The sequence below is a fragment of the Thioalkalivibrio versutus genome (assembly GCF_001020955.1).
In the GTDB taxonomy this organism is placed as follows: Bacteria; Pseudomonadota; Gammaproteobacteria; order Ectothiorhodospirales; family Ectothiorhodospiraceae; genus Thioalkalivibrio; species Thioalkalivibrio versutus.
The window spans coordinates 248,029-271,587 of sequence record NZ_CP011367.1 but is presented as its reverse complement, the minus strand read 5'-3'; the positions used below and the strand labels follow the sequence as shown (position 1 = coordinate 271,587).

26 protein-coding genes are annotated in these 23,559 nt (G+C 67.9%); 18 read left to right on the top strand and 8 right to left on the bottom strand.

Annotated elements, in window-relative coordinates; genetic code table 11:
- Nucleotides 1-11 precede the first annotated feature (11 nt).
- The 10 genes from hemB to TVD_RS01200 all read left to right on the top strand — a co-directional run bounded on the left by hemB (nucleotide 12) and on the right by TVD_RS01200 (nucleotide 8,350).
- Nucleotides 12-1,028 (top strand): porphobilinogen synthase, encoded by a 1,017-nt coding sequence (gene hemB, locus TVD_RS01245; protein ID WP_047250596.1) that lies wholly within the window; start codon nucleotides 12-14, stop codon nucleotides 1,026-1,028.
- Nucleotides 1,025-1,873, top strand: coding sequence for a shikimate dehydrogenase (gene aroE / locus TVD_RS01240; protein WP_047250595.1), 849 nt, complete (start codon nucleotides 1,025-1,027; stop codon nucleotides 1,871-1,873). Before hemB ends, aroE begins: the two co-directional genes overlap by 4 nt.
- 103 nt (nucleotides 1,874-1,976) lie before the next feature.
- Nucleotides 1,977-2,639 carry a YiaD family glycine zipper/OmpA-like lipoprotein gene (locus tag TVD_RS01235; protein ID WP_018650581.1) on the top strand — a complete coding sequence of 221 codons (663 nt, stop codon included), beginning with the start codon at nucleotides 1,977-1,979 and terminating at the stop codon, nucleotides 2,637-2,639.
- Between the two features lie 192 nt (nucleotides 2,640-2,831).
- A complete protein-coding gene (gene aroQ / locus TVD_RS01230; protein WP_018176254.1) occupies nucleotides 2,832-3,272 on the top strand; it encodes a type II 3-dehydroquinate dehydratase in 441 nt (146 codons plus the stop codon).
- Between the two features lie 9 nt (nucleotides 3,273-3,281).
- Nucleotides 3,282-3,737 carry an acetyl-CoA carboxylase biotin carboxyl carrier protein gene (accB, locus tag TVD_RS01225; protein WP_018951815.1) on the top strand — a complete coding sequence of 152 codons (456 nt, stop codon included), beginning with the start codon at nucleotides 3,282-3,284 and terminating at the stop codon, nucleotides 3,735-3,737.
- 51 nt (nucleotides 3,738-3,788) lie between these two features.
- A complete protein-coding gene (accC, locus tag TVD_RS01220) occupies nucleotides 3,789-5,135 on the top strand; it encodes an acetyl-CoA carboxylase biotin carboxylase subunit (protein WP_018144660.1) in 1,347 nt (448 codons plus the stop codon).
- Nucleotides 5,136-5,166: 31 nt separating this feature from the next.
- Entirely contained in the window at nucleotides 5,167-6,048 is an 882-nt protein-coding gene (prmA, locus tag TVD_RS01215; protein WP_019568146.1) for a 50S ribosomal protein L11 methyltransferase, read from the top strand.
- Nucleotides 6,049-6,276: 228 nt separating this feature from the next.
- Nucleotides 6,277-6,924: a DUF3426 domain-containing protein gene (locus TVD_RS01210; protein WP_082119053.1), complete on the top strand. Its 648-nt coding sequence runs from the start codon at nucleotides 6,277-6,279 to the stop codon at nucleotides 6,922-6,924.
- Nucleotides 6,925-7,034: 110 nt separating this feature from the next.
- The gene (gene dusB, locus TVD_RS01205; protein ID WP_018176256.1) at nucleotides 7,035-8,027 is read left to right on the top strand and encodes a tRNA dihydrouridine synthase DusB; all 993 of its coding nucleotides are present in this window, start codon (nucleotides 7,035-7,037) and stop codon (nucleotides 8,025-8,027) included.
- Entirely contained in the window at nucleotides 8,024-8,350 is a 327-nt protein-coding gene (locus TVD_RS01200; protein WP_018144664.1) for a helix-turn-helix domain-containing protein, read from the top strand. The genes dusB and TVD_RS01200 overlap by 4 nt, the downstream gene beginning before the upstream one ends.
- Nucleotides 8,351-8,406: 56 nt before the next feature.
- Here the strand turns inward: TVD_RS01200 and TVD_RS01195 are convergent, their stop codons facing one another.
- The gene (locus TVD_RS01195; RefSeq protein WP_018176257.1) at nucleotides 8,407-9,168 is read right to left on the bottom strand and encodes an inositol monophosphatase family protein; all 762 of its coding nucleotides are present in this window, start codon (nucleotides 9,166-9,168) and stop codon (nucleotides 8,407-8,409) included.
- A gap of 161 nt (nucleotides 9,169-9,329) precedes the next feature.
- Here TVD_RS01195 and TVD_RS01190 point away from each other — a divergent pair, with 161 nt between their 5' ends.
- Nucleotides 9,330-9,647, top strand: coding sequence for a DUF2322 family protein (locus tag TVD_RS01190; RefSeq protein WP_018938908.1), 318 nt, complete (start codon nucleotides 9,330-9,332; stop codon nucleotides 9,645-9,647).
- An 18-nt stretch (nucleotides 9,648-9,665) separates the two neighbouring features.
- On the opposite strand, the gene TVD_RS01185 is transcribed toward TVD_RS01190, so the two are convergent.
- Genes TVD_RS01185 through TVD_RS01175 form a run of 3 tightly spaced genes read right to left on the bottom strand, consistent with a single transcriptional unit; the run spans nucleotide 9,666 to nucleotide 11,184 of the window.
- Nucleotides 9,666-10,250: a histidine phosphatase family protein gene (locus TVD_RS01185; RefSeq protein ID WP_047250593.1), complete on the bottom strand. Its 585-nt coding sequence runs from the start codon at nucleotides 10,248-10,250 to the stop codon at nucleotides 9,666-9,668.
- Complete coding sequence (gene ampD, locus TVD_RS01180; protein WP_047250592.1) at nucleotides 10,247-10,804, bottom strand: 1,6-anhydro-N-acetylmuramyl-L-alanine amidase AmpD; 558 nt, start codon at nucleotides 10,802-10,804, stop codon at nucleotides 10,247-10,249. Before ampD ends, TVD_RS01185 begins: the two co-directional genes overlap by 4 nt.
- Entirely contained in the window at nucleotides 10,801-11,184 is a 384-nt protein-coding gene (locus TVD_RS01175) for a thioredoxin family protein (protein ID WP_018168378.1), read from the bottom strand. Before TVD_RS01175 ends, ampD begins: the two co-directional genes overlap by 4 nt.
- Nucleotides 11,185-11,270: 86 nt before the next feature.
- Between TVD_RS01175 and TVD_RS01170 the strand changes: the two genes are divergently transcribed.
- Nucleotides 11,271-13,322, top strand: coding sequence for a UvrD-helicase domain-containing protein (locus tag TVD_RS01170; RefSeq protein ID WP_018176258.1), 2,052 nt, complete (start codon nucleotides 11,271-11,273; stop codon nucleotides 13,320-13,322).
- A gap of 41 nt (nucleotides 13,323-13,363) precedes the next feature.
- Here the strand turns inward: TVD_RS01170 and TVD_RS01165 are convergent, their stop codons facing one another.
- Nucleotides 13,364-15,091 (bottom strand): potassium/proton antiporter, encoded by a 1,728-nt coding sequence (locus TVD_RS01165; protein ID WP_026330508.1) that lies wholly within the window; start codon nucleotides 15,089-15,091, stop codon nucleotides 13,364-13,366.
- A gap of 88 nt (nucleotides 15,092-15,179) precedes the next feature.
- Here TVD_RS01165 and TVD_RS01160 point away from each other — a divergent pair, with 88 nt between their 5' ends.
- On the top strand, nucleotides 15,180-16,139 hold the full coding sequence (locus TVD_RS01160; protein ID WP_018938902.1) for a lipid A deacylase LpxR family protein: 960 nt from the start codon (nucleotides 15,180-15,182) through the stop codon (nucleotides 16,137-16,139).
- Between the two features lie 10 nt (nucleotides 16,140-16,149).
- On the opposite strand, the gene TVD_RS01155 is transcribed toward TVD_RS01160, so the two are convergent.
- A complete protein-coding gene (locus tag TVD_RS01155; RefSeq protein WP_047250591.1) occupies nucleotides 16,150-17,124 on the bottom strand; it encodes an MBL fold metallo-hydrolase in 975 nt (324 codons plus the stop codon).
- A gap of 160 nt (nucleotides 17,125-17,284) precedes the next feature.
- Between TVD_RS01155 and TVD_RS01150 the strand changes: the two genes are divergently transcribed.
- The 3 genes from TVD_RS01150 to dut all read left to right on the top strand — a co-directional run bounded on the left by TVD_RS01150 (nucleotide 17,285) and on the right by dut (nucleotide 19,883).
- Nucleotides 17,285-17,881, top strand: a complete 597-nt coding sequence (locus tag TVD_RS01150) for a DUF502 domain-containing protein (protein ID WP_018176261.1) — start codon at nucleotides 17,285-17,287, stop codon at nucleotides 17,879-17,881.
- Between the two features lie 302 nt (nucleotides 17,882-18,183).
- Complete coding sequence (gene coaBC, locus TVD_RS01145; RefSeq protein ID WP_047250590.1) at nucleotides 18,184-19,401, top strand: bifunctional phosphopantothenoylcysteine decarboxylase/phosphopantothenate--cysteine ligase CoaBC; 1,218 nt, start codon at nucleotides 18,184-18,186, stop codon at nucleotides 19,399-19,401.
- Nucleotides 19,402-19,421: 20 nt separating this feature from the next.
- On the top strand, nucleotides 19,422-19,883 hold the full coding sequence (gene dut / locus TVD_RS01140) for a dUTP diphosphatase (protein WP_018951826.1): 462 nt from the start codon (nucleotides 19,422-19,424) through the stop codon (nucleotides 19,881-19,883).
- A gap of 24 nt (nucleotides 19,884-19,907) precedes the next feature.
- Here the strand turns inward: dut and hmpA are convergent, their stop codons facing one another.
- Nucleotides 19,908-21,089, bottom strand: a complete 1,182-nt coding sequence (gene hmpA / locus TVD_RS01135; RefSeq protein WP_047250589.1) for an NO-inducible flavohemoprotein — start codon at nucleotides 21,087-21,089, stop codon at nucleotides 19,908-19,910.
- Nucleotides 21,090-21,265: 176 nt separating this feature from the next.
- Here hmpA and argB point away from each other — a divergent pair, with 176 nt between their 5' ends.
- Nucleotides 21,266-22,144: an acetylglutamate kinase gene (gene argB / locus TVD_RS01130; protein ID WP_018168391.1), complete on the top strand. Its 879-nt coding sequence runs from the start codon at nucleotides 21,266-21,268 to the stop codon at nucleotides 22,142-22,144.
- Here argB and TVD_RS01125 read toward each other — a convergent pair.
- Complete coding sequence (locus tag TVD_RS01125) at nucleotides 22,134-22,802, bottom strand: DUF4124 domain-containing protein (RefSeq protein ID WP_018951828.1); 669 nt, start codon at nucleotides 22,800-22,802, stop codon at nucleotides 22,134-22,136. The two genes, argB and TVD_RS01125, sit on opposite strands and share 11 nt — an antisense overlap.
- Here TVD_RS01125 and TVD_RS01120 point away from each other — a divergent pair.
- Nucleotides 22,795-23,556, top strand: a complete 762-nt coding sequence (locus tag TVD_RS01120) for a sulfite exporter TauE/SafE family protein (RefSeq protein WP_047250588.1) — start codon at nucleotides 22,795-22,797, stop codon at nucleotides 23,554-23,556. The genes TVD_RS01125 and TVD_RS01120 overlap by 8 nt on opposite strands.
- Nucleotides 23,557-23,559: the final 3 nt, after the last annotated feature.

Here is a 23,559-nt window from a genome sequence, read left to right as displayed (position 1 = left end):
AAGGACCTGGCATGACCGCACCGATCGCCCCCTATCCCGCCGGCCGCCCGCGCCGAATGCGCCGCGACGGCTTCTCCCGCCGCCTGATGCGCGAACACCACCTGCGCGCGGACGACCTGATCCTGCCGGTGTTCGTCACCGAGGGCGAGGGCGTGCGCGAGGCGGTACCGTCGATGCCCGGCGTGGAACGCGTCTCCATCGACCAGCTGCTGGAAGAGGCGGCCGCCGCCGTGCGCCTGGGCATCCCGGCACTGGCGCTGTTTCCGGTGGTGCCGGGCGAGAAGAAGAGCCTGGACGCACAGGAGGCGTGGAACCCCGAGGGCCTCGCCCAGCGCGCGGTGCGCGCACTGAAGGCGGCGCACCCGGATCTCGGCGTGATCACCGACGTGGCCCTGGACCCGTTCACCACCCACGGTCAGGACGGCATCATCGACGACGACGGCTACGTGGTGAACGACATCACCACCGAGGCCCTGGTGAAACAGGCGCTGTCGCACGCAGCGGCCGGCGCCGACGTGGTCGCCCCCTCCGACATGATGGACGGGCGCATCGGCGCGATCCGCGGCGCCCTGGAGGACGGCGGGCACGTGCACACGCGCATCCTCGCCTACTCCGCGAAATACGCCTCCGCATTCTACGGCCCGTTCCGCGACGCGGTGGGCTCGGCCGGCAACCTCGGCAAGGGCGGCAAGGAGACCTACCAGATGGACCCGGCCAACGGCGACGAGGCCCTGCACGAGGTCGCGCTGGATCTCGCCGAGGGGGCCGACATGGTGATGGTCAAACCGGGCATGCCGTACCTCGACGTGGTGCGCCGCATCCGCGACGAATTCCAGCGCCCGACCTTCGTCTACCACGTCTCCGGCGAGTACGCGATGCTCAAGGCCGCCGCCGAGCGCGGCTGGCTGGACGAGCGCGCCTGCGTGCTGGAGGCCCTGACCGGCATGAAGCGCGCCGGGGCCGACGGCATCCTCACCTACTATGCGCGCACCGTGGCCGAATGGCTGGCGGAGGACGCGGCGCGATGAGCGAGCCGCGTCCGGATCGCTACGCCGTGGTGGGCAACCCCGTCCACCACTCGCTGTCCCCGCGCATCCACACCCTGTTCGCCGAACAGACCGGGCAACACCTCGTGTACGAAGCCCGACAGGGCACCCCCGGGCAGTTCGCCGAGGAGGTCAACGCCTGGTTCGCCGAGGGGCTCAAGGGCCTCAACGTGACCGTTCCATTCAAGGAAGAGGCCTTCGCCCTGGCCCGGGTGCTGAGCGACCGGGCACGCCATGCCGGGGCAGTCAACACCCTGTGGCGGGACGGCGACCACCGCATCCACGGCGACAACACCGACGGCGTCGGATTCTGTCGCGATCTCGACCGCCTCGGCTTCGACGTGCGCAATCGCCAGGTCCTGATCCTGGGGGCCGGAGGCGCCACCCGCGGCCTGCTGCAGCCGCTGCTGGAAGGCGCACCGGAGGCGCTGATCATCGCCAACCGCACCGTGGCCCGCGCCGAGGGGCTGGTGGATGCCTTCCGGGATATCGCCCCGGCCACCCGGCTCTCCGCCTGCGGCCTGGACGCCCTGCCGCAGGGCCCGTTCGACCTGGTGGTCAACGCCACCGCCACCGGTCTCGGCGACGATGCACTGGCGCTCCCCGCGCACCTCGTCCACGCGGACAGCCTGGCCTATGACCTGGTCTACGGCGCCGGCGCCAAGCGTTTCCTGGACTGGGCCGCCGGTGTGGGCTGTGTACGCGGCAGCGACGGCCTCGGCATGCTGGTGGAACAGGCGGCCGAGGCCTTCTCCATCTGGCGCGGGGTGCACCCCGAGACGGATCCCATTCTGCGTCAACTGCGTCACGAAATCGCTCCCGAATAGCCCACCCACAACCCGGGTTCATGGACGGTTCACGCGCCACAGCGCAAGCTGAACCTATTGCCCCGTATCCGCACGGGGCCAGCGAAATACTGGGAGATTCATCATGCAACGCATTCTCGCCCTGGCCGTCACCAGCGCCCTGGTACTGGTGGTGGGCTGCACCACCACGGATCCGTACACCGGGGAAGAACGCGTCTCCCGAGCCACCATCGGGGCCGGCATCGGGGCCGCCACCGGTGCGGTGCTCGGTAGCGTCACCAGCAGTCGCAACCGCACCCAGCGCGCCATGATTGGCGCCGGCATCGGGGCCCTGGCCGGTGGCGCCATCGGCAACTACATGGACCGCCAGGAGGATGCCCTGCGCGAACAGCTGCGCGGCACCGGCGTGAGCGTGACCCGCGATGGCGACAACATCATCCTCAACATGCCGAGCAACATCACCTTCGATTTCGATCGCAGCGAGATCAAGCCGCAATTCCATGACGTCCTCGACTCGGTCGCACTGGTGCTGGAGGAGTTCGACCAGACCGGGATCGAGATCGCCGGGCACACCGACAGCACCGGCCGGGTGGAATACAACATGGACCTCTCCGAGCGCCGTGCCGAGAGCGTGGGTCAGGCCCTGATCCGCCGTGGCGTACAGCCGGTGCGGGTGCACACCATCGGCCTCGGGCCGCACCAGCCGGTCGCTACCAACGACACCGATGCGGGCCGCGAACAGAACCGCCGCGTCGAACTCACCCTGTTCCCGCTCACCGCCGACTAACCTGCACGTTCCGTGCCCGGCACCCCGACGCTCGCCGGGGCGCCGGGCCGACCCCATTCTGGCGACGTCTCCAGCGCCTCGCGCTGGACACTCCTACCCTTCCTGCGGCAGAATCCCGATCATTCGCTGCATCGTGATTTTTCGGTGCAATCGCGTCCATTCTCGACAGGATCGCTACCGATTCCCCCTGCCATGGCGTCCATACTGCTGCTCAACGGCCCCAACCTGAACCTGCTGGGACAGCGGGAGCCGGAGCGCTACGGCGTACAGACCCTGGCGGACATCGAGACCGACCTTAAAGCCCGGGCAGAACAGGCCGGCGCAACCCTCGACTGCTTCCAGAGCAATCACGAAGGCGACCTGATCGACCGCATCCACGCCGCCGCCGGCGAGGGCGTGGAGCACATCCTGATCAATCCGGGCGGCCTGACCCACACCAGTGTCAGCCTGCGCGATGCCCTGCTGGGCGTCGCCATCCCGTTCTACGAGATCCATATCAGCAACATCCACGCCCGCGAGCCCTTCCGCCAGACCTCGCGCCTGAGCGATGTCGCCGCCGGCCTGGTCAGTGGCTTCGGCGTCATTGGCTACCGGCTGGCGCTGGATGCGGCGCTTGCAGCTATCAAGGACTAAGAGGCTTCCATGGACATTCGCAAGGTCAAGAAACTGATCGACCTGCTCGACGAGAGCGGCATCCACGAGATCGAGATCCACGAAGGCGAGGAGTCGGTGCGCATCACCCGCTCCGCCAGCGGGACGCCCATGGCCGCCGCCCCGGCCCCATTGCCCCCAGCGGCGCCCGCCGCCGCGGCGGCCCCGACCGCAGCCCCGGCCGGCGCGACGGAGGCCGCACCGGAAATGGACGGTCATCGGGTCACCGCACCCATGGTCGGCACCTTCTACCGGGCGCCGAGCCCGGGCTCCAAGCCGTTCGTCGAGGTCGGCCAGACGGTGGAGGCCGGCGAGACCCTCTGCATCATCGAGGCCATGAAGATGCTCAACCCGATCGAGGCCGACCAGGGCGGCACCATCCGCGACATCCTGGTCGAGAACGGCAACCCGGTGGAATACGGGCAGCCGCTGTTCATCATCGGATGAACCCATCCGCCGGGCGTCACACCCCCGGCTTCGCTGGAAACAGGTTCGAGCATGTTTGAGAAAATTCTGATCGCCAACCGCGGCGAGATCGCCCTGCGGGTCCTGCGTGCCTGCCGCGAAATGGGCATTGCCACCGTCGCCGCGCATTCCAGCGCCGACCGCGACCTGAAGCACGTTCGCCTGGCGGACGAGTCAGTCTGCATCGGCCCCGCGGCCTCGGGCGAGAGCTACCTGAACATTCCCGCGCTGATCGCGGCCGCCGAGGTCACCGACGCCGGAGCGATCCACCCGGGCTACGGCTTCCTGTCGGAAAACGCGGACTTCGCCGAACGGGTGGAGTCTTCGGGCTTCGCCTTTATCGGTCCGCGCGCCGAGACCATCCGCCTGATGGGCGACAAGGTCTCCGCGAAGCAGTCGATGCTGGAGGCCAACGTGCCCTGCGTCCCCGGTTCCGGCGGCGCGCTGGGCGACGACGCGGACACCAACCTGGCGCTGGCGCGCGAGATCGGTTACCCGGTCATCATCAAGGCCGCCGCCGGCGGGGGCGGGCGCGGCATGCGTGTGGTGCACACCGAGGGCGCGCTGCTGAACGCCATATCGCTGACCCGCAACGAGGCGCAGCAGGGGTTCGGCAATGACACCCTGTACATGGAGAAGTACCTGGAACACCCGCGCCACGTGGAGTTCCAGATCCTCGCCGACAGCCACGGCAACGCCGTCTGTCTGGGCGAGCGTGACTGCTCGATGCAGCGACGCCACCAGAAGGTCATCGAGGAGGCACCGGCCCCGGGCATTACCGATGACCAGCGCCAGGCCATGGCCGAACGCCTAATCCGCGCCTGTCAGGAGATCGGCTACCGCGGCGCCGGTACCTTCGAGTTCCTGTACGAGAACGGGGGCTTCTATTTCATCGAGATGAACACCCGGCTGCAGGTCGAGCACACCGTCACCGAGCAGGTCACCGGCATCGATCTGGTGCGCGAACAGATCCGCATCGCCGCCGGGGAACCCCTGGGCTACACGCAGGACGACGTGCGCATCACCGGTCACGCGATCGAGTGCCGCATCAATGCGGAAGACCCCCGTACCTTCATGCCCAGCCCCGGGACCATCCAGCAATACCACGCGCCGGGCGGACCGGGCATCCGCATGGATACCCACATCTACAACGGCTACATGGTGCCGCCGCACTACGACTCCATGATCGGCAAGCTGATCGCCCACGGCAACAGCCGCGAGATCGCGCTGGCGCGCATGCGCGGCGCCCTGGGCGAGATCGTGGTGGACGGCATCCAGACCAACGTCGCGCTGCACCACGACCTGATGATCGACGCGAACTTCCAGCGCGGCGAGACCGATATCCACTATCTCGAGAAGAAGCTCAAGGCACAGGCCTGACCCTTCCCCCTCGCGCCACGAGCCTGATGCCATGAGCCTTGCCGAACTTGAATGCCAGATCAGCCCGGAACAAGCCGAGCCGCTGGAGGACACCTTGTTCGAACTGGGTGCCGTCAGCGTCGAGCTGTTCGACGCCGCAGACGAACCCCTCTTCGAGCCGCCCCTGGGCACCCATCCCCTGTGGTCCACCGTGCGCCTGAAGGCGGTGTTCCCGGACACCACGCAGGCGGACCTCGCCGCCGCCGCGCTGGCGCGCCAGGCGCAGGCCCCGGAGGCGATCCAGGTCCAGGCGATCGAGGACCAGGACTGGGTCCGCGCCGGGCTGGACGGTCTTGGCGCCATCCATTGCGGCGGCACACTCTGGATCGTGCCCTCCTGGGAGGACGAACCGGCGATCGAGGAAGGCACCTTCGTGCGCCTGGACCCCGGTCTTGCCTTCGGGACCGGCAATCACCCGACCACCGCGATGTGCCTGGCCGCCCTGGCCCAGCAGCCACCGCGCGATCAAGAGGTCCTCGACTACGGCTGCGGCTCGGGCATCCTCGCGATCGCCGCCCTGAAGCTGGGCGCACGCCATGCACTGGGCATCGACATCGATGAACAGGCCGTGCAAGCCACCCGCAGCAATGCCGACTCCAACGCCATCCCGCCCGCACAGCTGGAGACGGGGCTGACCGATCACCCTGTGCCCGACGCGGCCTATGACCTGGTGCTGGCCAACATCCTCGCCAAGCCGCTGATCGATCTGGCACCGGAGTTGGCTCGGGCGGCGAAACCGGGCGCACGCATCCTGCTCGCCGGGCTGCTCGAACGCCAGGCAGACGAGGTCATCGCGGCCTACTCTGACACCTTCGATATCGGCGTCGAGGACTGTCGCGAAGGCTGGGCCCTGCTCGGCGGCCGCCGGCGCTAGGGAGACGCTGAGTCATGGACGCGCCCGGCCGAGTCGATCGCTCTCAACGGCAAGGCGCCGCAAGCACAGGATCGCCCGGCTGCAGCAACGCGCCGCAAGCCCATCAGCAGGCCCCATCGGGCGAATCCTCGCGACACCTGACGCCCAGCCCGTAGGATGCTGGCCCGCTGCCCCCAATGCGGCGTCACCCACGCCCTCGCCCGCGGGGCCAAGCTCCGTCAGAGGCGAGTGCACTGCTCCAATTGCGATGCCGAGTTCGATCTGTTCCCGGCACTGGAGATCGGCGGCGCGGGCGAACGCGTGTTGGGCCAGGGGCTCCTCCCGGCACGCCAGGCGCCCCTCCACGCCATCGAGCGGGCCCCGGGCGCTGCAATACCCCTCAACATCGAACGCCACGCAAGCCCCCTGGGCTCGGCAGACGCAACACGCCGGCGCTCCTGGCCGGGGATCGTGCTGGCCGCCGCCCTGATGCTGCTGCTGGGCGCGCAACTACTGGCAATCCCGCCCGTGGCACCGGACCAGAGCCCCCAGCTGGCCCAGGCCCGGGCGCAAGTGTGCGCGGCCCTCCCCTGCCCGACCTGGCACCCGCGGCGCGCCCCTGGACAAATCCGGACCTCGGCGCCCGATTTCTTCACCACCAGCGACGGCACTCTGCACCTGCAATTCGTGCTCGAGAGCCCGATCCGGCAGGCCTGGCCGATCCTCGATATTCGCCTGACCGACCAGCTTGGGACGCCCCATGGCACCCTCCGGCTGACCCCCGACGACTACACCGACACCCACGCACCGATGAATGCCCACTCCCCCCATTCCGTGCGTCTGGCCGTTGCCAGCCCTCATGGCCACATCACCGGCATCGAAATCCAGCCCCGGTAATTCCCGGGTCCAAGCTCGCGCGCATTCACATGGTTTCGCGATCGACCGCACCGGAAACCGCGCAGGTTAGCTGCTAGACTGGCCCGCTTGCTCCCGACCCGATAGCCCCGATGCAGCTCGGAACTCACCACTTCCCCGACCCTGTCGTGTTTCTGGCGCCGATGGCCGGGGTCAGCGACCGTCCGTTTCGGTTACTGGCCCGCCGCCTGGGGGCCAGCGCGGCGGTATCCGAGATGGTGACCTCCGACACCCGACTATGGACCAGCGACAAGAGCCGCCACCGCCTGGATCATCGCCAGGAGCCGCGCCCGCGCATCGTACAGTTGCTGGGTAACGAACCCGAGGCCCTGGCCGAGGCTGCGCGCGAGAACGTGCGCCGCGGTGCCGACGTGATTGATCTGAACCTCGGCTGTCCGGCCAAGAAGGTCTGCAGCAAGGCCGCCGGATCGGCGCTACTGGGCGAGCCGGAACGGGTGCGCGAACTGCTCCAGGCGCTCACCACCGCGGTCACGGTCCCGGTGACCCTGAAGATGCGCCTGGGCCTCGACCGCGAACGGATCAACGGCGAGACCATCGCGGCCATTGCCGAGGACTGCGGCATTGCGATGCTGACCGTGCATGGCCGCACGCGGGCCGATGCCTATCGCGGAGAGACGGACTACGCCGCCATCGCGCGCATCGTCCGGGCCGTTTCCATCCCCGTGCTCGCCAATGGCGACATCACCGGCCCCGAAAAGGCCCTGCAGGTACTGGATACGACCCGCGCGGCGGGCGTGATGATCGGGCGTGCCGCCCAGGGCCAGCCCTGGCTCCCGGGCCAGATCCGGGCCGCGCTGGCGGGCGAACCGATACCGCCGGCACCCGGGCGCGCCGCCCGCCTGGCCCTGATCGAGGAGCACATTGGCGAACTGCATGCCCAATACGGCGAACCGCAGGGCGTGCGCATCGCGCGCAAGCACCTGGGCTGGTATCTTCAGGGCCTGGGTCTCGACGAGGCCCGCACCCGGGCGGCCCGGGCTGACCTTCTCGCCGCCCCCACGGCCAGCGAACAACTGTGGCGCCTTCGGGCCCACCTGACGGGAATCGCAAGCGAGGCTGCATGAGCATGAACATGCCACTCGAACAGGACCCAGAGGTCCACGAGACGCCGGTTGCAGGCGTCCTCCCGTCCGACTGTGTGCTGGCCGAGTCCGTGCGCCATGCACTGGACCAGTACTTCGAGACCCTGGATGGGCAGAGCAGCCACGATCTCTACGCGCTGGTGATGAACGAGGTGGAGCGCCCCCTCCTGGCCAGCGTGCTGGAGCGCTGCGGGGGCAACCAGAGCCGCGCGGCGGCCCTGCTCGGGCTCAACCGCGCCACCCTGCGCAAGAAGCTGCGCACCCACGGACTGGTGGGAACCAACGGGAACGGCGCCGGAGAATAACCCCCCGGCGCCGGCAACCCCATGCGCCCCGATCGGGGCGCATGGGAAGGCGCTGACTAGCCCTTCCAGCCCAAGCGGGTCAGGGCCGTACGATGCAGTTCCGGGGTGGCCGCGGCCAGGACATTCGCGGTCTGCAGGTCCAGTTCGCCGCCAGAGAGGTTGGTGAACACGCCCCCCGCCTCGCGCACGATCACCGCCAGTGCGGCGATATCCAGGATATTCACGTCCGACTCGACGATCAGGTCGATGCTGCCGCGCGCCAGCAGGTGGTAGTGGTAGAAGTCGCCGTAGCCACGGGTGCGGTTCACCTCGGCCGTGATGCCGCCCAGTGCCTTCCAGCCTTCAGCATTCTGCGCCAGGGACTTGAGGTTACCGGTGGACAGGGAGGCCCGCCCCAGATCGGTGGTCTTCTCGACCGCGATCGGGTCGCCATTCAGGAACGCGCCCTGGCCCTTTTCCGCCCAGGCCCGCTCACCAAACTGGATGCCATTGGACAGCCCCAGGATCAGGTCGCCCTTGTACATCAGCGCGATCTGGGTGGAGAAGAACGGGTAGCGACGCACGAAGCTCTTGGTGCCGTCGATCGGGTCAATCAGCCAGACATAGTCGGAATCCATGTCCGACTGCCCGGTCTCCTCGCCGTAGAAACCGTGATCCGGGAAGTGCTCGCGGATCACCTGGCGGATCGCCTGTTCGCTCTCCACGTCGGCCCGGGTCACCGGGGTATCGTCGGGTTTGGTTTCGACGTCGACACCCGCCTCGTAATAGTGGCGGATTACCTTCTCGGCGGCATCGGCGGCGGCCTGGGCGGCCTCCATGAACGCGCTTCGCGACATGTTCGTGTCCCCTCGACAAAAGCCGCTATCTTAGCATGTGGCGCCTTCGTCGCTGACCCGGCGCGACCCTGCCGCCTTCGCGGGTTGGTTGTCGCCACCGGGTCATGCCCCGATAATGCCGCCATTATTTCGAGGAGCCCGACATGTCCAAGAAGCTGCCCGACGTCAGCAATATCGAACGCCTGGAATTGTTTGGCGAAGACTACAACCCCACCGCAACCATCGAAAACGTGGAAGGCCAGAGCCTGTCGCTGCAGATCTACTACCAGCTGGCGCTGGACTTCGGCGGCATCGGCCCCAAGGCGGCCAACTCGGGGCTGCTGATGTACGGCAGCCACGCCGATGACGCCCGCGCCAACCCCGGCAAGCACCCGAACATCGATCGTCTGATCGACGTGCTGAACAACGACTTCTACCTGTCGGTGAAGGCCGTCCCCAAACGCAGCAACCAGGCCGGGTAAACCGGAGCGGCGTCCGACTCAAACCCGGTTGGCGTGGATCAGGCGCCAGCCCCGGGTCGGGTGCCGGTGCAGGCGGGTGCGGCTGGCATAGTCGCATTCCAACTGGAACAGCCGCGCGTCCGGCACCCCCATCACCCAGCCCACCAGGGCGCGGATCACCCCGGCGTGCACGACCAGCAGCACGCGCTCGGCCTCCAGGGGCCGCAACGCTGCCTCGAAGCCGGTCTCCACCCGCCGCCGAAAGTCCGCCAGCGGCTCGGCCCCTGCCGGCCGCGCGTGGACTGGGTCGGCGTAGAAGGCGCGGTACTCCTCCGGCCGGTCACGCTGAAGCTCAACCCGGGTCCGCCCCTCCCAGTCGCCGAAGCCCACCTCGCGCAGATCCTGCGCCAGGGACAGCGGTAAATCCTGTCCGGCGGCGAAGCGTTCAGCGAAGGCGCGGCAACGCTGCATCGGCGAACTGACCACGTACTGCCAGCCGGCCTCGCCTTTCACCGCCTGCTCCATCTGGGCCCACCCGCGCGGGCTCAGCGGATCGTCGCAGCCATGACCGCGATAGCGCTGACCGCCCTCCGGCTCCCCGTGGCGCAACAGATCCACAATCATGCCGTCACCGCCTGCAATTCCCGCCGCAGGCGCGTCCAGTCGAAGCAGGGCCCGGGGTCCGTCTTGCGCCCCGGCGCGATGTCGCTGTGACCCACCAGCCCATCCGCGCCAATACCGGGGTAGCGTGCCCGGAGCCAGCCCACCAACCGCGCCAGTTCGGCGTACTGCGCCGGGGTGAACGGGTCCTCGTCGGTCCCCTCGAGTTCGATCCCGATGGAGAAATCGTTGCAGCGCTCGCGTCCGCACCACTGCGACGCCCCTGCATGCCAGGCACGGCGGGAGAACGGCACGAACTGGGTAGCCCACCCGTCGCGGTTAATCAGCACATGGGCGGAGACATGCAACGCCGCGATCTCGGCAAAGTAGGGATGGGCCTGCGGATCCAGCCGGTTCTGGAAGAGCTGGGCGATATGCGGTCCGCCGAACTCGCCGGGCGGAAGACTGATCGCATGCACCACAATCAATTCCGGGTCCTGTCCCGGCGGGCGGGCATCCTGGTTCGGGCTTTCCACCACGCGCGCGGGCGGCCACCAGTCGATGTCGTTCGAGGTCATGGTGCCTCCTCGGGTGGGCGCGCGAGGCAGGCGGTCAGCGCCTCGCGCAGCAGGGGCAACCGGGGCGGGGCCTCCAGGCGACCGTGGTAGGCGCCCGCCTGGAACACGAACAGCGCCGGCAGATGGAAGACCTCGAATTCGCGCACCAGGGCGGTATCCGTCTCGGCGTCCACCACGAACAAGGCAGGCGCATCCGCGGCCGCCTGCCACTCCGCCAGGACCCGCCCCATCACCTTGCAGGCGCCACAGCCCTGGCGCGTGAACAGAATCACCGCCGAGCCCGGCACATCCATCAGGCGCTGATGAAAATCAAACTGGGTCAGACGCGGGAGCGACCCGTCCGTCCCGGCCGCGGCTGCAGTGCCCGACACATCGGTCAATGGCTTACCCTCACCGTTACTGTCTTTATGAATGCTGGATCGTGGGTTAGTTTACGCGCCCCGCTGAGAAGGAATCGATCACCCCGGTGTCTGAACTGAATCCTCAACAACAGGCCGCCGTGACCACCACGGACCACCCACTGCTGGTGCTGGCCGGAGCGGGGTCGGGCAAGACGCGCGTGATCACCGAGAAGATCGCGCACTTGATCGAGCAGCGCGGGCTCGAGGCGCGCCGCATTGTTGCCATCACCTTCACCAACAAGGCCGCGCGCGAGATGCGCGAGCGCGTGCAGGGCCGCCTGGCGCGCGAGCAGGCACGCGGGCTTAGCGTCTCCACCTTTCACACCTTCGGGCTCAATTTCCTGCGCCGTGAACTGCAGGCGGCCGGGCTGCGTGCCGGCTTCTCGATCCTCGATCCGGGCGACTGCCGGCAGTTGCTGCGCGAGATCACCTACCGCGACGACACCGGCTCCGAGGTGGACGCACTGGTCGGCCACATCAGCCGCTGGAAGAACGACCTGATGACGCCGGCGGAGGCGCTGCACGAGGCGAGTCAGATGACCGATGCCCCGGAGGCCATCGCCGCCGCCAACCTCTACCCACGCTACGAGGACGCCCTGCGCGCCTACAACGCGGTGGACTTCGACGACCTCATCAAGCGCCCGGTGGACTGCCTGCGCGATGATCCGGAGCTGCGTAACCGCTGGCAGGACCGCATCCGCCACCTGCTGGTCGACGAGTACCAGGACACCAACTCCGCGCAGTACCAACTGGTGCGCCTGCTGGTTGGCGTCAGTGATGGACTGACGGTGGTGGGTGACGACGACCAGTCGATCTACGCCTGGCGCGGCGCGCGCCCGGAAAACCTCGTGCGCCTGCAGGACGATTTCCCGCGCCTGGAGGTAATCAAACTGGAGCAGAACTACCGCTCCACCAACCGCATCCTGCACACCGCGAACGCGCTGATCGCGAACAACCCGCACGTGTTCGAGAAGCGCTTGTGGAGTGCGCTGGGCGAGGGCGAAAAGATCGAGGTCATCGGCTGCTCCGACGCCGACACCGAGGCGGCGCGCGTGGTCTCCGAGCTGATGCGCCGGCGTTTCCGTCTCAACGCGGGCTGGGGGGATTTCGCGATCCTCTACCGCAGCAACCACCAGTCCAGGCTGTTCGAGAAGCTCCTGCGCGAGCAGGGCATCCCCTACCGCCTGAGCGGCGGCCAGTCGTTCTTCGAGAAGGCCGAGATCAAGGACCTGGTTGCCTACCTGCGCCTGCTCGCCAACCCGGACGACAACACCGCGTTCCTGCGCGTGGTCAACGTCCCGCGCCGCGAGATCGGGCCAGCCACCCTGGAAAAGCTCGGCCACTACGCCAACCAGCGCGGCACCTCCCTGCTGCAGGCCGCGCGCGGCGCCGGTCTTTCCGAATACATGGATGCCCGCGCCCAGGCCCGGCTGGAGCGCTTTACTGACTGGATTGACGGCTTTCAGCGCCGCGGCGCGGAAGAGTCCCCGGACGTCCTGCTCCGCGCCCTGGTCGAAGACATCGACTACGAATCCTGGCTGTTGGAGAACAGCCCCAACCCGCGCGCAGCGACCCGGCGCATGGACAACGTGCGCGAATTCATCGACTGGGTCGGGCGCATGGGCGGAGCGAACACCACGGCCGAATACGGTGATGACGAGGCCGAGGACACCCGCAGCATGGGTCTTGCCGACATCGTCAATCGCATCAGCCTGATGGACATCCTCGACCGCAACCGGGATTCCCAGGACGGCAACGAGTCGGTACAGCTGCTGACCCTGCACACCGCCAAGGGCCTGGAGTTTCCGCATGTCTGCCTGGTCGGCTTCGAGGAGGAACTGCTGCCACACCGCGTCAGCGTCGAAGACGACTCCATCGAGGAGGAGCGCCGGCTGGCCTATGTCGGCCTGACCCGCGCCCAGCAAACCCTCCTGATCACCTACGCCCAAAGCCGAAGCCGCTACGGCGAAAGCATCGATTGCGAGCCCTCGCGCTTTCTCGACGAACTCCCCGGGGAGCATCTCGACTGGCCCGACGCCAAGCCGCCGGACCCCGAGACCCAGCAGCTCACCGCCCGCGCCCACCTCGCCGGCCTGAAGGCCATGCTGGAAAAATAGGGCCCCTTAGAGATTCAGGCCTCGCACCGCCGGACTTACACTCAAGAAGGCTTCAGCAGCTTCAGGCCGACGCGGGTGATGCGGGCGCCGTCCATCTCGCGGATGACCAGGCGCATCGGTCCGAGATCGACGGCATCGCCGACGACCGGTTCGGCCTGGAGCTCGCGACGCAGATAGACCTCCAGGGTTTCACCCTGGCGTTCGGGCGGGACCGGGGCGCCATAGGCCATGCCGACTGCGCCGAGCTGGGCGTCGCCGTTGAGCGCAAATTCGCCGAACACGCTGCGCTCGGTGAGGCGTTCCGGCACCTCGTCCTTGGGCACGAACAGGCGGTCGAGGTCATGCAGATCCGCGGGCGTGACCATGATGTAGAGATGGTCGCCGGCGTGCAGATCCAGCAGCTCCAGGGTCTCGAGCAATTTGCCCTTGCGCAGATGCGCCACCACCCGTGCGCTGCCCGGTAAGCGGAAGTTCGACCAGGCCTCGCGCACCACCGGGGTGGTCTCCGCCAGACGGTAGCCGACCAGCTCCATCTCCTGCTGCCCCGGGATGTCGAGCTCGGTGCGCTGCACCCGCGCGGTGGTGGGGGGCAACTCCAGCCCCAGCCAGCGTGCCGAGGTGGCGACGGTCCAGCCCTGCACCAGTAGCGAGATCAGCACGACGAAGAACACCACGTGGAAGAAGTAGCCAGCCAGTTCCAGCCCGGCCAGCAAGGGGAACAGCGCGAGGATAATCGGCACCGCCCCGCGCAGACCGACCCAGGAGATGAACACCTGCTCGCGCCAGGGAAAGCGGAATGGGTAGAGGCAAATCCACACCGCCAGCGGCCGCGCGATCAGGATCAGCACGGCGGCGACCAGGCCGGCGTCCAGCGCCACCGGCGGGAGCTCGGACGGGGCGACGATCATGCCCAGCATCAGGAACATGCCGATCTGCGCCAGCGAGGCGATGCCGTCGTGGAAGCGCTTGATGTTCTGCGAGGCCTCCAGCGGTCGGTTGCCGAGCAGCAGCCCCGCCAGGTACACGGCGAGGAACCCGGAACCGCCGACCAGCCCGGTGAGCCCGAAGATGGCCAGTGCCCCGGCCATGGCAAACAGCGGATAAAGCCCGGCCGCCATCGGGACCCGGTTGATCAGCGCGAGCAGGGCAAAGCCGCCACCCACCCCGAGCAACGCGCCCAGGCCCATCTGCTGGATGAACTCGACCAGCACCACCAGGCCGAACTGCTGTTCCGGCAGCAGCAGCAGCTCGATCAGCACAATGGTGAGGAAGATCGCCATCGGGTCGTTGGAGCCGGACTCGATCTCGAGCGTGGCGCCGACACGGCTCTTCAGCTCCAGCCCGCGCGAGCGCAGCAGGGAGAACACCGCCGCAGCATCAGTGGACCCGACAATCGCCCCGAGCAGCAGCCCCTCCAGCCAGGACAGTCCCAGCCACCACACGGCAAACGCCCCGGTCAGCCCCGACGTGACGATGACCCCGAGTGTGGCCAGCCCCAGCGCCGGCTTCAGCCCGATGCGGAAATTGCGCGCCGGTGTGCGCATCCCGCCGTCGAACAGGATGATCGCCAGCGCCGCCGAGCCGATCAGATAGGCAACGGTGATATTCTCGAACACCAGACCGCCCGGGCCTTCCGGGCCCAGCAGCATCCCGATGACCAGGAACACCAGCAACAGGGGCACACCCAGCCGCGAGGTGATCACGCTCGAAAGGATGCTCCCCAGCAGCACGATCGCGGCCAGGAAGATGATCTGGTTGGAGAGGTCCATGCGCCAATCATACCGGAACACCCCCGCATCCCGACGGCGCTCCACCCGCTGGAGAGAGGCTGGCCTGCTGGCCACGGCACTCCTGTGCGTGGCGGTCGCCAGCCCAACCAGCCTGGCCGGGAGCGGCGTCGATGCCCTGCACTTCGAATTCGAGAACGACCTGTTCGGGGGCGAGGATCGCTACTACACCAACGGGGTTCGCATCGGCTGGACCCGCAGCGAGGGCCGCGTGCCACCGTGGCTGCGGACTGTGGCGGACAGCCTGCCGTTCTTCATCCGTCGCGAGGAGCCCGAACGCCTGAAGGCGGCGATCCACCTGGGTCAGAACATGTACACCCCGGAGGATATCGAGCGCACGACGCCGGACCCGGATGATCGCCCCTACGCCGGCTGGCTGTACCTGAATTTCAGCATGGCCGCGGAACACGACAACCGCCTGGACCGCCTGCAGGTCACGCTGGGTACGGTCGGCCCGGCCTCCCTGGCCGAACGCACCCAGAGGGAGGTCCACAGCTGGTCCAGCGCACCGGAGCCAAAAGGATGGGATCACCAGATCGGCAATGAACCGACGCTGATGCTGGCCTACGAACGCCAGCTGCGCGGCCGGTCACACCGCACGCCAAACGGCTGGGGCGCCGACTTGACCCCGCACTGGGGCGCGGCTGCCGGAACCCCCTTCACCTTCGCGAATGCCGGTGCCATCGTGCGTGCGGGGCGCAACCTGCCGGGCGATTACGGCCCGCCCCGGATCCGCCCGGCCCTGTCCGGCACCCACACCTTCGAGACCACCGCGCGCGTCGGCGGCTATGCGTTTGCCGGTATCGACACGCGGCTCATGCTCTACGACCTGTTCCTGGACGGCCCGGTCTTTCGTGACGGGCCCTCGGTAGACAAGCACCCCGTGGTGGGCGAACTCACCGCCGGGGTCGTGTTTCATGTAGGCGGGGTGCGCCTGGGCTACACCCATGTCTGGCGCTCGCGCGAGTTCAGCGGGCAGGCCAAGGGCGCGGCCGAGTTCGGCTCGCTGCACGCCACCTGGCAGTTCTGAACACGGGGATTCAGAACACCGCAGCCTCGACATCCGGGTAGGTGGTGGCCACCGAGCGGTCGATCTTGTCGTCGAAGCCGGGGTAGTAATCGATCAGGTCACCCATGCGTTCGCGCACCAGCGGCACGGTCTCGAAAGCGGCCAGCCCCTGTTCCACACCTTCCTCGATCGCCTCCCAAAGCGTGACCAGATAACGCTGCAGCCGATCCAGCGTCTGCGCATCCTCCAGCCGACCGTGGCCGGGTACGACCACCGCCGGCTCCAGCGCGATCAGCTCGTCCAGCAGGTCGATCCATTGCGCGACATCGCCATCCCAGACCGACGGCGCACGATCGCTGTAGACCACGTCCCCGGCCAGAAGGACCCGCGTCTGCGGCAGCCAGATGCTCAGATCGCCCGGCGAATGGGCACCCCCGGAGGGAAGAATCACCACCTCGGTGCCGCCAAGGTCACGGGTGATACGCTCGTCCACCGCAACATTCGGCAACAGCGGCGTGGTGTCACCGGTCGCGCCCTCGGTCATCTCGCGGAAATTCTCGACCCAGCCTTCGGCCTCCGTCTCCATACGCGCGGTCGCGGCGGAACCGGCCATGATCTCGGGGTCGGAATCGGCGAAGGCGTGGTTGCCCAGCCAGTGATCCCCGTGGCTGTGGCTGTTCACGATCCAGCGCACCGGCTGATCGGTGACCTCGGCAATCGCCTCGCGCAGCGCCACACCCATGGTCTCGGAGGAACCCGTGTCGAATACCAGCACCCCGTCGCCGGTCACCACGAACGCCATGTTCGCGTTCCAGCCGAGGTTCTCGCGACTGGGGAGATCCCGCGCCGGCGTCATCACCGCATAGACGCCCGGCGCCACCGCCTCGGGCGTCATCGCGTAGTCCTCGGGCGCGGCCGCGTCCGACTCCCCCGCGATGGAGGCCTGCGGTAGGGCAACCGCCGAGACTACCAGCGCCAGCACACCCAACCCGGTCCATCTGCTCATGATTCACTCCCTCTACCGGCAACAATGCCGCTCAAACCCAATTCATAGACTGCACCCGATCACGGAAGTGCCGCCCCGAGCAAGCGTGGACCGGCAGCCGACCGTGCTGCGGACGCGGATGCGTTAGCATTCCGGAGATCCCCCCTGCACGGAGCCTTTTGTGCGCCGAATCTCCCGCACCTTCCTGACCGGCCTGGCCGCGATCCTCCCGGCCGCGATCACGCTGGCCCTGCTGTGGTGGCTGGGCAGCACCGCCGAGGATGTCCTCGGGGGCCTGCTGCAGGCCGTCCTGCCGGATCTGCTCTACTTCCCGGGCATGGGGATCCTGGCCGGCATCGGCCTGATCTTCGGCCTCGGGGTGTTGCTGCAGGCCTATGTCGTGCGCTGGCTGTTCGACTGGCTGGAGGGCCTGATGCAGCGCATCCCCGTGATCAAGACGATCCACGGCACCGTGCGCGACGTCACCAACCTGCTCTCCGGCGACATCCATCAGCGCTTCGGGAAGGCCGTGCTCGTCACGTTCCCCGGCACCGACTTCAAACTGGTCGGCTTTGTCACCCGCGAGGATTTCGAGGGCCTGCCGGACAACCTGGGGGGGCCGGAGACGCTCGCGGTCTACATGCCCATGAGCTACCAGATCGGCGGCTACACCCTGATGCTGCCGCGCGAGCGGGTCGAGCCGCTGGACCTGCCGCTGGAGGATGCGATGCGCTACGCCCTGACCGCCGGCGTCTCCGCGCGCCAGGACAAAGGCTAAGGAGACGCTGATCAATTCGCACGTCCGCGTTGGTGCACCATTTTTCCCGAGACAAGGCGCGGTGCGCAGTGCCGTAGTCACTCTACGGTCAAGCGGCGCAACGCAGAATCGGGGAAAATGGGGCGCCAACCCCTTGAGGGCTCGGCCGCCTTGCCTTCTGGATTCGGGCCCGCAGACGGCGTTGCGGCTCGCTTATGTAGCTCGGCTACACTTCGCTCGCCGCGCCTTGTCATCGAGCAAAATCGACTCGAGCGCGAACGTGCGAATTAATCAGCGTCTCCTTAAGGGGTAGAATCCGCCACATGACGGATCACGACACCCAGCCCCGGATACTGGTCGGCGTCAGCGGCGGCATCGCCGCCTACAAGGCCTGCGAGCTGGTGCGCGAGCTCAAGCGCGCCGGCTGCGCGGTGCGCGTGGTGATGACGGCGGGTGCCCGCGCCTTCGTGACCCCGCTGACCTTCCAGGCCCTGTCCGGCGCGCCGGTGCGCACCGAACTGCTGGATGCCGAGGCCGAATCCGGCATGGACCATATCGCCCTGGCGCGCTGGGCCGATCGCATCGTGGTCGCCCCCGCGAGTGCCAACCTGATTGCCCGCTACGCCCAGGGCCTGGCGGACGACCTGCTGAGCACCCTGCTGCTGGCCACCACCGCGCCGGTCACCCTGGCGCCGGCGATGAACCACCGCATGTGGGCACACCCGGCCACGCAGGCCAACATTGCGGCCCTGGTCGAACGCGGCGTGACCCTGATCGGACCCGACAGCGGCGACCAGGCCTGCGGCGAGCAGGGCGAAGGCCGCCTGAGCGAGCCGGCCGCGATCGCGCGCGAGCTGCTACAGCCGGCCGACGCCCCGCTGGCGGGCCGCCAGGTGCTGATCACCGCCGGCCCCACCTTCGAACCGATCGATCCGGTGCGCTTTATCGGCAACCGCAGCTCCGGGCGCATGGGCTTCGCCCTGGCCGCGGCCGCGCGTGATGCCGGGGCACGCGTGACCCTGGTGCATGGCCCGACCGCGGAAGCCATGCCCGCTGGCGTCGAGGGCGTTGCCACCGAAACCGCCGCCGCCATGCATACAGCGGTCATGGAACGCCTGCCCGCGACCGACATCCTGATTGCAGCGGCGGCCGTGGCCGACTACCGCCCGGCCGCACCACACGCCCAGAAGATCAAAAAGTCCGACCCCACGATGAACCTGGCCCTGGAACGCACCGAGGATATCCTCGCCGACGCCGCGCGCCAGGCGGCCACGCTCCCCCGGCGCCCATTCCTGGTGGGCTTCGCCGCCGAGACCGAGCACCTGCGCGAGCACGCCGACGCCAAGCGCCGAAACAAGGGGCTCGACCTGATCGCGGCCAATCGCGTCGGTGAGGGCCTCGCCTTCGGCACCTCCGACAACGAGCTGCTGTGTCTGTGGGAGGGCGGCGAGCGCACGCTGCCGAACCAGCCCAAGGCCCAACTGGCGCCGGCGCTGATCGACCTGGTCATCGAGCGCCTGAACGCACGCGAAACAGATTAGTCATTGCCAAGGAACCCCGAATGTCCGTCCCCGAGATTGACCTGAAGATCCTCGACCCACGCATGGGCGCGGACTTCCCGCTGCCCGCCCCGGCCACCGACGGCTCTGCCGGCGTGGACCTGCGGGCAATGATCGAGGCCCCGCTGACGCTGGAGCCGGGCACGGCCGAGCTGATCCCGACCGGGCTGTCGATCCACATCGAGGATCCGGGCTATGCCGGGATGATCCTTCCGCGCTCCGGGCTCGGGCACAAGCACGGCCTGGTGCTGGGGAATCTCGTGGGCCTGATCGACGCCGACTACCAGGGCCCGCTGATGGTCTCCTGCTGGAACCGGGGCGCGAGCGCCTACACACTCGAGATCGGCGAGCGCCTGGCCCAGCTCGTCATCGTCCCGGTCATCCAGCCGAAGTTCCGCGTGGTCGAGGACTTCGAGGAAACCGTCCGCGGCGCGGGCGGCTTCGGGTCTTCGGGCCGGGGCTGACCCCGGCCCGGCACCCCAACCGCATCAGGTCTCCAGCGCGGAGGCGGGCCCGAAGAACTCGTAGTTCACCCGGTCGTCCGGGATACCCAGCCCGCGCAGGTGGGCGCGCACCTGCTGCATGAAGGGCTTCGGTCCCAGGAAATAGACATCCACCTCGCGGCTGTCGGGCAGCCACTCGGCGAGCTGCTCCCGGGTCAGGAAGCCTTCCGCATGCGGCTGGTCGCCGGCACGCGGTTCGCTGTAGCAATAACGACGCGTCAGAGCGGACACCTGTTCTGCCTGACGTTCCACCCAGTCATGGAACGCATGCACGCCACCGTGTCGGGCACAGTGGAGAAAGTGCACCTCGCGACCGTCCGCCAGCGCCGCCTCGGTCATCGCCACCGCGGGCGTAATCCCGACCCCCGCGGTCACGAAGGCCACGGGGCGATCCGACGCCCGCAGCACGAAATCGCCGGCCGGCGGGAAGACATCCAGCACGTCGCCCTCCTGAACCCGGTCATGCAGGAACGTCGAGGCAACACCGCCCGGCTCGCGCTTGACGCTGATGCGCAGGCTCTTGCCGTTCGCCGCCGCCGACAGGGAATAGTTCCGCCGTACCTCCTTGCCGTCGATCATCAGGCGCAGCCCGAGGTATTGCCCTGGCTGGTGCGGCGGGACGGGCTGACCGTCCACCGGCTGCAGATAGAACGAGGTGATCTCCTCGCTCTCGGGGGACTTGCGCTCCACATGAAAGGCGCGGGCACCACGCCAGCCGCCGGGTTGCTGCTCGTGCGCGGTGTACACGCCCTCTTCGGCCTCGATCAGGATGTCGGCCAGTTGCTGATAGGCCGCGCCCCAGGCCTCCAGCACCGCATCGGTCGCGACCTCCTCGCCCAGCACCTCGCGCATGGCCTGCAACAGGCAGGTGCCGACAATCGGGTAATGTTCGGGCTGCACCTGCAACGAGACGTGCTTGTTGACGATCTGGCCCACCAGCGGGCCCAGGGCCTCCAGTTGGTCGATGTGCCGTGCGTAGTTCAGGACCGCATTGGCAAGGGCCCGTGCCTGCTCGCCACTGGCCTGGTGCGCCTGATTGAACAGCGGCTGCACCTCCGGGTAGTCGCGCAGCATGATCTCGTAGAAGTGACGGGTGAGGGCTTCGCCGCCGGATTCCAGCAGCGGCACGGTTTGCTGGATGATCGCCTTCTGTTCGGTCGAGAGCATGGGACACCTTCATTTGCTGTATATGATGCGCAGCTTTATACCCGCCACGGCGTCACCGGTCAAACCATGCATATAGAATCGACCTTCAAGGAGACGCTGACCTATGGCCGCCCCGACGCACCCACAAGGCGGGGTGCTAAACTGCGCGGCTGCGAAACCCGACAACCGGACCCGCCATGGATACCCAGACGGCCCATTCCGTTGCCCACGTACTAATTGAAGCGCTGCCCTATATCCAGCGCTTCGCAGGCAAGACCATCGTGATCAAGTACGGCGGCAACGCCATGACCGAGGACCACCTGAAGGCCTCGTTCGCGCGTGACATCGTTCTGCTCAAGCAGGTCGGCGTGAATCCAGTGGTCGTGCATGGCGGCGGGCCACAGATCGGCGAACTGCTGAAACGCCTGGGCAAGGAGACGGAATTCGTCAACGGCCTGCGCGTGACCGACCGCGAGACCATGGACGTGGTGCAGATGGTGCTCGGCGGGCTGGTGAACCAGGAGATCGTGTCGCTGATCAACCGCTTCGGCGGCCGGGCCGTCGGCCTGACCGGCAAGGACGGGCAGATGATCCGCGCGACCCCGTTGCGCGACTACGGCGCGGCCGAGGGCGAACCCAGCGTCGACCTGGGCCATGTCGGCCAGGTGGAAGGTGTGGACCCGAGCATCGTCCACACCCTGGATCAGAGTGACTTCATCCCGGTCATCGCCCCGATCGGCTTCGACCGCGACGGCAAGGCCTACAACATCAATGCCGACACCGCGGCCGAGAAGCTCGCCGTGGTGCTGGATGCGGAAAAGCTGTTCCTGCTGACCAACACCCCGGGTGTACTCGACGGCAGCGGGGCGCTGCTACCGCGCCTGGCCGCGCCGGAGGTGGATGCCATGATCCGCGACGGCACCATCCACGGCGGCATGATCCCGAAGATCCGCTGCGCCCTGGATGCCGTGCGCAGTGGCGTGAACGCCACCCACATCGTGGACGGCCGAGTGGAACACGCGGTACTGCTGGAGCTACTGACCGACCAGGGTGTGGGGACGTTGATCAGTCGTTAACGCGGCCGTTCAGCACCAGTTGCTGAAAGTCGCGGCGGTCCAGATCCAGGCGCTCGTGGATCGCGGACAGGCGCTCACGCTGACCCCGACGATACTGGCGCTCGCGGGCAATGCGCGCGTCCAGCTCGTCCAGCTCCGCCCGGTAACGATCCGCCAGCGGGGAGTTTTCATTGACGCCGTCCAGCTGCCGGCGGATGCGCTCGCGTTCACGCAACAGGGTCTTTTCCTGGGCCTCGCTGCGCAGGACGTTGCCGCCAATCGATCGCTCGCGGCGCTCGCGCAGCTCCTCGATCTCCTCCAGCGAGGTGTAAGCCCGGCGCAACTGGTGCTCGCGCGCAACTCGATCCTGTCGCGCGCGCTGCGTCGCCTCCAGGTTGCGTTCCGCCTGCTCGCGCTCGGCCGCGGCCTGCGCCCGCTCCTCGGCGCTCATCGGGGCCGGCAGGATCTCGCGCATACGCCCCTCGGAGTCGTAGATGCGGCGTTCGCGCTGGCTGGTCTCGGGCTGCGGGGTGCTGGAATAGTGTACGGTCCCGTTATCATCCACCCAGCGGTAGATATCCGCCTGGACCGGGACCGCGAGCCCCAGCAACAACGCACCGGCCAGCGCCGGGCGAAAAACCCCTGACCGCTGCCCGTTCCACACACCCCAAATGACCATTATCGAACACCTCGGACTCGTCTTCATCGCCATCGTGGCCAACGGGTTCTCCGCGTTGGCCGGTGGCGGGGCGGGCCTGTTGCAATTGCCCGCCCTGATTTTTCTGGGCCTTCCCTACCCCGTGGCACTGGCCACCCACAAGATCGCATCCGTGGCTCTGGGTGCCGGTGCCGGCCTGCGCCACTTCAAGAAAAGCACATTCGAGCCCACGCGCCTAGCCATTATCCTGCTGGCCGGTCTGCCTGGGGTGTTAATCGGTGCCTGGCTGGTGTTGGGGATCCCGCCACGGGCCGGCGAAATCGCCCTGGGCCTGCTGACCATCGGCCTCGGCTGGTACTCCTGGCGCCGCCCGCAGCTCGGGCAGGTGGTGCGCGAGATCGGCTTTTCCTGGAGCCACGCCCTGATCGGGGCGGCCGGTCTGTTCCTGATCGGCATCCTGAACGGCTCGCTGGCCTCGGGCACGGGGCTGATGGTCACCCTGTGGCTGGTGCGCTGGTACGGCATGAACTATACCCAGGCGGTCGCCTACACCATGGTCCTGGTCGGCCTGGTCTGGAACGGGGCGGGCGCCCTGATGCTCGGGACGCTCGGCACGGTGCAGTGGGACTGGCTGCCGGCGCTGCTGGTGGGCAGTTTTGTTGGCGGATACCTGGGCGCCTGGGCGGCCCAGCACTACGGCAACCGCCTGGTCAAACGCGCCTTCGAGGTCGTCACCGTCCTCACCGGGATCGCCCTGCTGCTGCCCGTGCCCTGACGC